The sequence below is a fragment of the Herbaspirillum sp. UBA812 genome, assembly GCF_002296545.1.
GTDB lineage: Bacteria > Pseudomonadota > Gammaproteobacteria > Burkholderiales > Burkholderiaceae_D > Herbaspirillum > Herbaspirillum huttiense.
Genome location: NZ_DBIC01000064.1, coordinates 1 through 10,829, shown reverse-complemented (window position 1 = coordinate 10,829; position 10,829 = coordinate 1). Strand labels below are relative to the sequence as shown.

Annotated in this window: 10 protein-coding genes; 6 read left to right on the top strand and 4 right to left on the bottom strand. The window is 63.3% G+C overall.

Features of this window, described 5'->3' with window-relative positions:
- Together B3873_RS04120 and B3873_RS04115 are read right to left on the bottom strand one after the other, a co-directional pair.
- A partial coding sequence (locus B3873_RS04120) for an MFS transporter (RefSeq protein WP_286864178.1) occupies positions 1-1,133 on the bottom strand: 1,133 nt, incomplete at its 3' end.
- Positions 1,134-1,308: 175 nt separating this feature from the next.
- On the bottom strand, positions 1,309-1,770 hold the full coding sequence (locus B3873_RS04115) for a CBS domain-containing protein (protein WP_121045023.1): 462 nt from the start codon (positions 1,768-1,770) through the stop codon (positions 1,309-1,311).
- Positions 1,771-2,084: 314 nt separating this feature from the next.
- Between B3873_RS04115 and B3873_RS04110 the strand changes: the two genes are divergently transcribed.
- Positions 2,085-2,405 (top strand): DUF962 domain-containing protein, encoded by a 321-nt coding sequence (locus tag B3873_RS04110; protein ID WP_286864175.1) that lies wholly within the window; start codon positions 2,085-2,087, stop codon positions 2,403-2,405.
- Between the two features lie 52 nt (positions 2,406-2,457).
- Here B3873_RS04110 and B3873_RS04105 read toward each other — a convergent pair whose 3' ends face one another.
- The gene (locus B3873_RS04105) at positions 2,458-3,810 is read right to left on the bottom strand and encodes a YihY family inner membrane protein (RefSeq protein WP_245202196.1); all 1,353 of its coding nucleotides are present in this window, start codon (positions 3,808-3,810) and stop codon (positions 2,458-2,460) included.
- A gap of 64 nt (positions 3,811-3,874) precedes the next feature.
- On the opposite strand from B3873_RS04105, the gene B3873_RS04100 reads away from it, so the two are divergent.
- Genes B3873_RS04100 through B3873_RS04085 form a run of 4 tightly spaced genes read left to right on the top strand, consistent with a single transcriptional unit; the run spans position 3,875 to position 6,598 of the window.
- The gene (locus B3873_RS04100; RefSeq protein WP_276842697.1) at positions 3,875-4,093 is read left to right on the top strand and encodes a hypothetical protein; all 219 of its coding nucleotides are present in this window, start codon (positions 3,875-3,877) and stop codon (positions 4,091-4,093) included.
- Positions 4,094-4,101: 8 nt separating this feature from the next.
- Positions 4,102-4,743: an NAD(P)H:quinone oxidoreductase gene (gene wrbA / locus B3873_RS04095; RefSeq protein ID WP_286864172.1), complete on the top strand. Its 642-nt coding sequence runs from the start codon at positions 4,102-4,104 to the stop codon at positions 4,741-4,743.
- Positions 4,740-5,132: a DUF2069 domain-containing protein gene (locus tag B3873_RS04090; protein WP_034338174.1), complete on the top strand. Its 393-nt coding sequence runs from the start codon at positions 4,740-4,742 to the stop codon at positions 5,130-5,132. Before wrbA ends, B3873_RS04090 begins: the two co-directional genes overlap by 4 nt.
- Before the next feature lie 59 nt (positions 5,133-5,191).
- The gene (locus B3873_RS04085) at positions 5,192-6,598 is read left to right on the top strand and encodes an FAD-binding oxidoreductase (protein WP_286864170.1); all 1,407 of its coding nucleotides are present in this window, start codon (positions 5,192-5,194) and stop codon (positions 6,596-6,598) included.
- A gap of 187 nt (positions 6,599-6,785) precedes the next feature.
- Here the strand turns inward: B3873_RS04085 and B3873_RS04080 are convergent, their stop codons facing one another.
- Positions 6,786-8,882 (bottom strand): putative bifunctional diguanylate cyclase/phosphodiesterase, encoded by a 2,097-nt coding sequence (locus B3873_RS04080; RefSeq protein WP_286864180.1) that lies wholly within the window; start codon positions 8,880-8,882, stop codon positions 6,786-6,788.
- A 313-nt stretch (positions 8,883-9,195) separates the two neighbouring features.
- On the opposite strand from B3873_RS04080, the gene B3873_RS04075 reads away from it, so the two are divergent.
- Positions 9,196-10,701 (top strand): phospholipase A, encoded by a 1,506-nt coding sequence (locus tag B3873_RS04075; RefSeq protein ID WP_286864169.1) that lies wholly within the window; start codon positions 9,196-9,198, stop codon positions 10,699-10,701.
- Positions 10,702-10,829 lie beyond the last annotated feature (128 nt).

Here is a 10,829-nt window from a genome sequence, read left to right as displayed (position 1 = left end):
ATCCCGGCGATGGTGCGGGAGACGTGGGCCGGGTCGCAGCGGGTCTGGATGAGCGCAAACAACGGCACGATGTACAAGCCGCCGAACAGGCCGATGCCCAGGCAATCGAACAGGATGCGCCAGCTGCCGCCCTGCGCCAGGAAGCCGCCCAGGTCCAGCATGGCCGTCGGCGTGACATAGGCCTGGCTGGCGAAATACAGCTCCAGTCCGAACACCGACAAGCCGATGGAGCCAAAGGGCACCAGCCCGATTTCCACCTTGTGCCCGGAAAGCCGCTCGCACAGCAGCGAACCGGCACCGATGCCGACCGAGAACACCGCCAGCAGCAGCACGAAGACGCTGTGGTCGCCATGCAGGTAGTTCTTCGCATAGACGGGGAATTGCGCCAGCATGATGGCCCCATAGAACCAGAACCAGGAATTGCCCAGCAGCGACAGGAACACCGGCCGGTTGCGGCGCGAATAACCGAGGTTGCGCACGGTTTCGGTGAAGGGATTCCAGTTCACCTTCAGGTCCGGCACCGGGGCCGGCGAAAGCGGAATGCGCAGGCTGGCCAGCCAGCCCAGCACGGCGATGCCGATGGTGATCCCGGCCACCAGGTGCAGGCCCCAGGGCTTGTGCACGACCAGCACCGCACCCAGGATTTCACCCAGCAGGATGCCGACGAAGGTGCCCATTTCGATCAGGCCATTGCCCCCGACCAGCTCATCGCGCTTGAGCTGCTGCGGCAGGTAGGCGTATTTCACCGGCCCGAACAGGGTCGAATGAACACCCATGCCGATCACGGCGGCGATCAGCAGCCACAGGTGATGCGTCATCCAGCCATAGGCGGCAACGCACATGATGGCGATTTCGAGCAGCTTGACGAAGCGTGCCACCCTGCCCTTTTCCAGCTTGTCGGAGAGCTGGCCGGAGGTGGCCGAAAACAGGAAGAACGGCAGGATGAACAAACCCGGGATGAGGTTGTTGAGCAAGCCCGGATCCATGTCCGTCCAGGACAGCGCGTCATAGGTGAGGATGGTCAGCAGCGCCGTCTTGAACACGTTGTCATTCAAGGCTCCCAGGAACTGGGTCCAGAAGAAGGGAGCGAAACGCCGTTGGGAGAAGAGCGTGAACTGGCTGTTCTTTTGCATGGGCAATCAGGTGAGGGAGGAAGCGCGCAGTCTGCGCCGCGCGGGTCAGGATTGGCAACAATACCAAGGGACAAGGGGCAACGGGCAATAAAAAACCGCTCCAGCAGGAACGGTCATGACGGCAGCGCCTGCACCGGGCAGGCGGCTGCCAACAAAAAACGAAAGCGCAGAGCGTTCAGCTGTTGCCTTCGCGCTCTTCTTCCTCGGCCGGCCAGTCGCGGATGTAGGCCTTGAGCATCTTGTTCTCGAAGCCCTGCGCATCCAGCACCGCCTTGGCCACGTCGTAGAAGGACATGACGCCCAGCACGGTACGGGCTTCCATCACCGGCACATAGCGCGCGTGCTTTTCCAGCATGATGCGGCGCACTTCGTTGAGGTCGGTATCCGGGGTGACGGTGATGGGCGCATCGTTCATGTGCTTGCGCACGGTCGAGCCGCCCAGTTCGCCGCCGTTCTTGTGCAGCGTCAGCAGCACTTCGCGGAAGGTCAGCATGCCGACCAGGTCGCCGTATTCCATCACGACCAGCGAGCCGATGTCTTTCTCGGCCATGGCGGCGACCGCCTCCTGAATCGGGGTTTCCGGCGTGACGGTGAAGAGGATGTTGCCTTTGACCTTGAGGATTTCAGAGACTTTCATGATGTCGTCCTGGTTTGGTTATATGAAGCTGTTTTGACTGTAGGCGATGACGCCGGGAAAATCCAATTCATGGGGGCAACAGGATAACTGATCCTGCCCGCAACCGCAGCGGACGCCTCCTCCAGGCCCTCCTGGCGCGCTGGAAATCACATGGTACGGGCAAGGGCGACATTTGGGCAACCCGCAAAGACGCTGCTGCGCAGTATTTCCCTGCAGAATTTACGTTTTACAGCTGAAGCTTGCTTCAGCACAAGGATTGCAAACGGGCGCGGCGCTGACTACTCTGAAAGGGTCAGGACTCTCCGGAGAAGACCATGGCTGCTACCCTGCCCGAACGCCATTACGCCAGTTTCAGCGAGTTCTATCCGACCTACCTCAGCGAGCATGCGCACCGGGTCAACCGGCAGCTGCATTTCCTGGGGTCGACGCTGGCGCTGTTGAGCCTGTTGCTGCTGCTGATCACGCACCAGTGGTGGTGGCTGGCGGTGGCGCTGTTCTGCGGCTACGGTTTTGCCTGGGTCGGGCATTTCATGGTGGAGAAGAACCAGCCGGCCACCTTCCGTCATCCGTTCTATTACTTCATGGGCGATTGGGTGATGTACTGGCAAATGCTCACCGGGCAGGTGTCCTTTTAGAAACCTTCATAAAAGGGCCGACAAGGGCTGACCCGGGCACCTCGGCGTGGGGTCAGCGCTCCCACAGACGCCGGCGCGCCTCCAGCGGCACCGCAGCGTGGGGCATGGCGGCCACGGTGGCGGCGACTTCCTCCTCGGCCACCCGCCCGGCCTGGCAATACTGCTCCAGCGACTGCGCCAGCTCGGCGTTGATGGCATCCTCCACCCGCGCCACCAGCGCTTCTTCCTCTCCGGCCTGGGCCAGTACGGCAGGATCGAACACGAACAGGCGATACACCCGCGCCAGCTGGATGGTGCTGGGATTGGCCACCAGGGTCCAGCGATCCATGTCATCGGTGATGCGGCGGTTCCAGCCGCGACGGCTGCGGCTGCCCGACTCCGGCTTGACCGAGGCCACCCAGCCCTCTTCGCTCATGCGCGCCAGCAGTTGCTGCAATTCACCCAGGCCCAGCCGGGTGGCGCGCCGCACCTCCTCCATGCTGACCACGGCCGACTCCACCCCCACGCGCGCCGCGTGCAGGAATTTCAGGACCTTGACCGCATCGATGAATTCCGCGCCCGGTGACGGGACATGCCACCAGCGTTCATAGCGGACCACCGGCAGCGCCGCCGTCAGCAGCGCCCCGAAGAGCGTGATCATCCACATCATGTAGATCCACACCAGGAAGATCGGCAGCACCGCCACCGTGCCATAGACCATAGTGTAGGTCGGGAACTGCAGGATGTAGGCGGCGAAGAGCCGCTTGGCGATTTCCAGCCCGATACCGGCCAGCAGGCCGCCGGCGGCCGCATCGCGCCAGTCCACGGTCTGGTTGGGCACGGTGCTGTAGAGCAGCGTATAGGCCAGCGTGGAGAGCATCAGCGAGACCAGCGTATAGAAGCTCGCGCCCAGCCACGGCAGGCTCTTGACCGCGCCGCCGGTGGCGGTCGACAGATACGAGGTCACGCTGATGGAGACCCCGATCAGCAGCGGACCCAGCGTGATGATGGCCCAGTACACCAGCACCCGCTGCACCAGCGGGCGCGACTTCTTGACGCGCCAGATCTGGTTGAACACGCTCTCGATGGTGGACATGGTCAGCACCGAGGTCAGGATCAGCAGCACCCCGCCCACGGCCGAGATGCGCGCCGATTTGGCGGCGAACTGGTTGAGGTAGCCAAGGATGGTGTTGGCTACGCCCTTGGGCATGAGGTTCTCGACGAAATAGGCTTCCAGCGAGGCGCGGAAGGTCGAGAACAGCGGGAAGGCCGTAAACAGCGCCAGCGCGATGGTCAGCATCGGCACCAGCGAAAGGATGGTGGTGAAGGTCAGGCTGCCGGCCACTTGCGGCAGGCGATCCTCGCGCAGCCGCCGGCCGGCGAAGCGCAACAGGTCGCTGAACTGCTCACGGGTGAGACCACGCATACGGGACAAGGAAAAACGCAAAGAAGACATCCGTTCGACTTCATCGGAGACGCCGCACCCGCAGATGCGCCGCCCCATCGGGGTTGAATCAGGCCGCATGGCGGCGCGCAGGCTTGCTGCCGGCCAGACGACAAGTTTGGCGATTATCGCCCAAGCGGGCAGCAAAATCCCGCAAAAAGGCAGAGCAGGCCCAAAGTTTCTGCTTCCTCATGGTGCAGATGAAGAAAAAGCGGGGACACTCAGGCTTTTCCTGCTGTCTGGGAGCAAAAAAACGGAAATATAATAAGTCACATGATGACCTCTTCGACCGCTACTTCCGTGCAGACCTCCTCCAACACCACCATCCTGGTGCTCTACTATTCGCGCCATGGTGCCACCCGCAAGCTGGCCGAGCTGATCGCCCAGGGCGTGGAAAGCGTGCCCGGCTGCGATGCCCGCCTGCGCACCGTGCCGGCGGTTTCCACCGTGACCGAAGCGGTGGAACCGGACGTGCCAAGCTCCGGCGCGCCGTACGTGGAAGCCAGCGACCTGGCGGAATGCGATGGCCTGGCCCTGGGTTCGCCCACGCGTTTCGGCAACATGGCAGCGGCCATGAAGTATTTCTGGGATGGCACCTCGCCGCAGTGGCTCTCCGGCGCTCTGGCGGGCAAGCCGGCCTGCGTCTTCACCTCCACCGGCAGCCTGCATGGCGGCCAGGAATCGACGCTGTTGAGCATGATGCTGCCCCTGCTGCACCATGGCATGCTGATTGTCGGCCTGCCCTATTCGCATCCCGAGCTGATGAATACTTCCAGCGGCGGCACGCCCTACGGTGCCAGCCACTGGGCGGGCGTCAACGGCAATCAGCCGCTGTCGGACGACTCGCGCACCCTGGCCATCGCGCTGGGCAAACGGCTGGCAGAAAACGCCATCAAATTACGGAGACCATCATGAACAGCAGTGCGCGCTACTTCCACCTCGGAGCCAGTTCCAGCCTGATCGCCCTGATCCTGCTCTGTCTGGCGTGGGAACTGGTGCTGGCCCCGCTGCGACCGGGCGGTTCGTGGATGGTGCTCAAGGTCGTGCCTTTGCTGCTGCCGCTGCGCGGGGTATTGAAGCGCGATGTCTACACGCTGCAATGGTCGTCCATGCTGATCCTGGTGTACCTGGCGGAAGGGCTGGTGCGCGCCACCAGCGACAGCGTCCATGCCTCGGTGCTGCTGGCCTGGGTCGAAGTGGCACTGACCACGCTGTATTTCGTCTGTGCATTGGCGTATTTGCATCCGTTCAAGAAGGCCGCCAAGGAAATCGCCCGCCAGGCGATCCAGAAGGCCTCCCAGTAATACACAACGCTTCCCCACATCGATAGGGCGCGCCACTGCACGTGGCGCGTTTCGCTTTCATGACCGACTTTCTCGCTGCCTGCCGTACCGCCATCGGTGCTGCCCATGTCCTCACCGATGCCGCCGACACCGCCGGCTACCTGACCGACCAGCGTGGCCGCTACACCGGCCGTGCCCTGGCCGTATTACGCCCGGCTGATACGGCCGAAGTGGCGGCGCTGGTGCAACTGTGCGCGTACCATGGCATCCCGCTGGTGCCGCAAGGGGGCAACACCGGCCTGGTGCTGGGCAGCGTGCCCGACCAGCAAGGCAATGCCGTGGTGCTCTCGCTGCGTCGCCTGAACCGCATCCGCGCGGTGGACCCGGTCAACAATACGATGACGGTGGAAGCCGGCTGCGTGCTGCAGCACCTGCAGGAGCAGGCGGCGGCGGTGGACCGCCTGTTCCCGCTGTCGCTGGCGGCCGAAGGCAGCTGCACCATCGGCGGCAATCTTTCCACCAATGCCGGCGGCACCGGCGTGCTGCGCTATGGCAATACGCGCGAGCTGTGCCTGGGGCTGGAAGTGGTGACGGCCGCGGGCGAGATCATGAGCAGCCTCAAGGGCTTGCGCAAGGACAATACCGGCTACGACCTGCGCGATCTTTTCATCGGCGCGGAAGGCACGCTGGGTATCATCACTGCGGCAGTGGTCAAACTGTTCCCGCAACCGCGCGCGCAACTGACTGCACTGGTAGCGCTGCAATCCCCGGCGCAAGCGCTGCAACTGCTGCAGCAGGCGCAAGCGCGCTGTGGTTCGGCCTTGACCGGTTTCGAGCTGATGTCGCACTTCTGCCTGCAGCTGGTCTGCAAGCACTTCCCCGACCAACGCCTGCCCTTCAGCCAGCCGCATCCGCAATACGTGCTGCTGGAACTGTCGGACAACGAATCCGAAGACCACGCCCGGGCGATTTTTGAAACCCTGATTGGCGAGGCCCTTGAACAGGGCTTGGTGGACGATGCCGTGATCGCCGCCTCGCTGGCCCAGTCCAAGGCCTTGTGGCGACTGCGTGAAAGCATCTCGATGGCACAGGCGCACGAAGGCAAGAACATCAAGCACGACATCTCGGTGCCGATCTCGCGCATCGCCGAATTCATGGAAGTGACCGATACCCTGGTGCAGCAGGCCGCACCGGGTTGCCGCATGGTCAGTTTCGGCCACCTGGGCGATGGCAACCTGCACTACAACGTCTCGCCGCCGGCAGGTGTACCCGATGCCGATTTCCTGGCGCGACAGGGCGACATCAACCGCGTGGTCCATGACAGCGTGGACCGCTTCGGCGGCTCGATCTCGGCCGAGCATGGATTGGGCGCATTGAAGCGCGAAGAGATCCTGCGCTACAAGTCACCGGTGGAACTGCGCCTGATGCGCGCCATCAAGCAGGCGCTGGATCCGCAGCAATTGATGAATCCGGGCAAGGTGCTGTGACGCCACTTTGAAGCAGGTATCAACAAAAAGGGACGGACGCCAGTACGAGCCGTCCGCCCCAACCTCCCCCTCAGGAGCCTGCCTGAAACGCTCACTTTCCTTGCGTTTCCCTATGTCGTGATCTTTGCATCAAGCGCGCTTCTCCAATTCGAGGAATAGCAGGCGATGCCACAGCCAATTTGTGAATTCAGGCCGCCGTCTTGTGCTCGGCGGCATGGTCGCGCATGGTCTGCAGGAACAGGTCCGGCGCCATCGGCCGTCCCAGCAGATAGCCCTGCATGGCGTCGCATCCGACCTGGTGCAGGAACTCCTGCTGGCGCTCGGTCTCCACGCCTTCGGCAACGATGCGCAGATTCAGCGTGCGCCCCAGGGCCACGATGGCCGATACGATGGCGGCATCCTCGGTGCCTTCGCTGAGGTCGCGCACGAAGCCGCGATCGATCTTCAGTTCGTTGGCAGGCAGGCGCTTCAGGTACAGCAGGCTGGAGTAGCCGGTGCCGAAATCGTCGATGGAGATCTCCACGCCCAGGTCGGCAATCTGCTGCAGCGTCTGCAGGCTCTGCTCGGTATTGTTCATGGCAGTCGACTCGGTCACCTCCAGCGTCAGGCAGGACGGCGGCAGCTGGTGTTTCTCCAGGGCAGCACGCACCACGTCCAGAAGATGCGGATCGGCAAACTGCACCGGCGAAAGATTCACCGCAATCTTCCAGTCGGCATAGCCCAGGGTCAGCCACTCATGCATCTGGCGACAGGCTTCATCCAGCACCCAGGCTCCGATCGGGATGATCAGGCCGGAACGCTCGGCCAGGCCGATGAACTCATCCGGCCCCACCAGCCCGCGTTGCGGATGCTGCCAGCGCAGCAGCGCCTCGGCCCCCAGCACCGGACCATCAAGCAGGCTGAACTTGGGCTGGTAGACCAGCCGGAACTGCTTGCGCTCCAACGCCACCCGCAGGTCCTGCAGCCACTGCAGCTGATGATGCGCATTGGCATTCATGGACGGTTCGAAGAAGTTGTAGCCGTTGCGGCCGGCGCGCTTGGTGTGATACATGGCGGCGTCGGCGTTGATGACCAGGTCGTGGCGCGTGGCCCCGTCCTCCGGGTAGATGGCGATGCCCACGCTGGCTGACACGCGCAGCTCCTGCTCGGCCAGGCGGAACGGCAGGTTGACCACTTCCACCAGCTTCTCGGCCACCGGCATGGCGTCTTCCGGCTGCGCCAGCTCCACCAGGATCACGAATTCGTCGCCACCCAGCCGCGCCACCGTATCGTGTGCGCGCATGGCACCGGTCAGGCGCTGCGCCACCTCCACCAGCATGCGGTCGCCCACATGGTGGCCGAGCGAGTCGTTGATGGCCTTGAAGCCATCCAGATCCATGAACATCAGCGCGAAATGTCCCTGGCTGCGTGCGGCCTTGTTGATGGCCTGGCTCAGGCGGTCTTCCAGCAGGGTGCGGTTGGGCAGCTTGGTGAGATGGTCGTGCAGCACCATTTGCGTCAATTCTTCATTGGCTTCGGCCAGCGAGCGTGCCAGCTTGGCGGTACGCGACTCCAGCCGCGCATCCAGCACCGAGGTCAGCAAGGCGATGCTCAGCACCGCCAGCGTGACCACGATGACCAGGATCGCCAGCCAGCCGGTCCCCACGCCCTCGCGTGCCGACAGGCACACCGAACCGTTGGGGAAAGTGGCGGCCGCCATGCCGGGGTAATGCATGCCGACGATGGCCACGCCCATCACCACCGAAGCGCCGGCGCGCGCGGCTTTCACGTAAGGGGTATTGCGGCGCAGGCTGAAGGCGATCCACAGCGCTGCCGCCGACGCCGCTACGGCGATCAGGATGGAAGCGATGAACAGCACCAGGTCGTAATCGATGCCCGGCGTCATGCGCATGGCGGCCATGCCGGTGTAATGCATGCCGGCAATGCCGGTCCCCATCAGCAAGGCGCTGCCGAACAGCCGCCGCAGCGGCAATTCGCTGCGGGTGACGATCCACAGCGCATAGCCCGAGGTGGCGATGGCGATGAGCAGCGAGAGCGTAGTGATCCAGACATCGTAGCCCAGCGCGATGGGCAGCCGGAAAGCCAGCATGCCGATGAAATGCATCGACCAGATCCCCAGCCCCATGGCCACTGCACCGCCAGCAAGCCAGAAGCGTGCGGCACGCGAATGCAGATGGCTGGTGGTGTTGATGCGCTCGGCCATGTCCAGCGCCGTATAGGAGGCGAGGATGGCCACCAGCAGGGAAACGACCACCAGCGGCTTGTCGTAGTTGGCGATGAGCATGGCGAAGAGTGATGCCTGTGAAAAACGGCGATTGAGCGAAGGTCGCTGGAAGGCAGGTGATTCGGTGCGCGCACGCACCTGCACGTCCCGCCCCGGCAAACAGCTTGGCAACATGGATGACTTGTCATCAAGCTTAGGGGGCGGCGCATTGTCACACAATCAGGAAATACCCGTTGTCACAATGGCATTTTCCGTCGACCAAACGTTGCCCGCCCGAGGCAAACAAACAACATTTCGTGACCAACCGCATGCCAAATTGATCATTTGGTCAGGATTGCGCCTCCCAAAGGCATACGGAGGCCAGAAGATATCGATGAAATGGCAACTTTATGGAGCGCCGCTGATCTCTTGTCACGGCAGTCCGCGCATCGCCGCCCGACGTGCGCCCGGCCTCTCCCGGCCGCCCTTCGCGCCTGCTCCCCCACCGAACAAGCTGCAAAACGACAACAAAACACAACAAATCGACAACAAGGACAACATGCTGAACTTACCCCACTCCCGTCTGCATCCGCACCAGGACGGCCTGCCGGCCCGTACCCGTCTGTCGCGCCGCGTGGCGCTGGCCTTGTGCGGTGTGGCCGCGCCGCTGTGGCTGGCCGCCCCGGCGCATGCCGGCATTTCGATGGTGCAGCCGCCCAAGCGCATCGATGCCACCAAGCCACTGGAGCTGACGCTGCTGGTGTCCGAGGACGAGCAGGCCCAGCGCACCTATCAGTTGCCCGCCACGCTGCTGGTGGCGGCCTCGGCCGACATGATTCCGCCGCAGCAGATCGCCCTGCAGCGCGTCGATGGCGAAGACAGCCTGACCCTGAAGCAAGGTGAGTTCCGCAAGGTGCGCTATCGCGGCGAACTGCCGCGCCGCCTGCGCGGCATGGTGCGTATCGAACCGATCGGCATCGATGCTTCGCCGGTGCTGGTGGCGGTGGTACGCCCGGATCCGTCGCTGGGGCCCTTGCCGGAATCGCCCGACCTGATCAACACGCCGCTGGCCGATTCGACCAGCAAGGTCGCGCCGGTGGCCCCTTCGGCCACAGTATTTACGCCGGGTGCCAATGCCTCGCCCATCGACAGTGCACCGGCAGCCGAGGACATCCTCTCCAACAGTCGCCGGCTGTCCTTCAATGAGCCGATGTATTTCACGGTGGGGCACAACAATGGTGACACCAATGCGCGCTTCCAGCTCAGCTTCAAGTTCCGCGTGTTCGTGCCGGACGATCCGCGCTCGCGCGGCCTGCTGGACAATCTCTACCTGGGCTACACGCAGTTCTCGCTGTGGGACCTGTCGGCCCCCTCGGCCCCCTTCCGCGATACCAGCTATCGCCCCAGCCTGTATTACTACCTGCCGGACGTGGGCATACAGAACCGCGTCTTCAGCCGCATCGGCATCGCCACCGGCCTGGAGCACGAGTCCAATGGACGCGACGGCACGGCCTCGCGCAGCATCAATACCTACTTCATCGAGCCGACCTTCAACTTCGGCAATCTCAACGACTATCACTTCAAGGTCGCGCCCAAGGTCTATGCCTATCTCGGCCCGACCAGCGACAACCCGGACATCGCCGACTATCGCGGCCACCTGGACCTGAAGCTGGCCTATGGCAAACCCGACGGTCTGGAAGTGGCGACCATGCTGCGCAAGGGCAAACTGGGCGGCAAGTACAGCGCCGAAACCCAGGTCACCTACCCGCTCTCGCGCCTGCTGCCCGGTACCGCCGGCTATCTGATGGCCAGCTACTTCTACGGCTATGGCGAGAGCCTGCTGACCTACAACCAGAAGGATCATCCGCAACTGCGCATCGGTTATGCGCTGTGGCGATGAACATTCTGTGAGCGTGCTTCGCGGGGCATGATGCAAGCAAAACGGGGATGCCTTGGCATCCCCGTTTTTTTCCGTTCTTTGGGTACCGCTTGCAGAAGACGGCGGCCTCAGGCCACCGGCGTGCGCAT

Coding starts and splice junctions, on each gene's coding strand:
- B3873_RS04090 (WP_034338174.1), top strand. CDS start 4,740: ATGAACAGCAGTGCGCGCTACTTCCACCTCGGAGCCAGTTCCAGCCTG.
- B3873_RS04100 (WP_276842697.1), top strand. CDS start 3,875: ATGCGCCGCCCCATCGGGGTTGAATCAGGCCGCATGGCGGCGCGCAGG.
- B3873_RS04110 (WP_286864175.1), top strand. CDS start 2,085: ATGGCTGCTACCCTGCCCGAACGCCATTACGCCAGTTTCAGCGAGTTC.
- wrbA (WP_286864172.1), top strand. CDS start 4,102: ATGATGACCTCTTCGACCGCTACTTCCGTGCAGACCTCCTCCAACACC.
- B3873_RS04075 (WP_286864169.1), top strand. CDS start 9,196: ATGAAATGGCAACTTTATGGAGCGCCGCTGATCTCTTGTCACGGCAGT.
- B3873_RS04085 (WP_286864170.1), top strand. CDS start 5,192: ATGACCGACTTTCTCGCTGCCTGCCGTACCGCCATCGGTGCTGCCCAT.
- B3873_RS04080 (WP_286864180.1), bottom strand. CDS start 8,882: ATGCTCATCGCCAACTACGACAAGCCGCTGGTGGTCGTTTCCCTGCTG.
- B3873_RS04115 (WP_121045023.1), bottom strand. CDS start 1,770: ATGAAAGTCTCTGAAATCCTCAAGGTCAAAGGCAACATCCTCTTCACC.
- B3873_RS04105 (WP_245202196.1), bottom strand. CDS start 3,810: ATGCGTGGTCTCACCCGTGAGCAGTTCAGCGACCTGTTGCGCTTCGCC.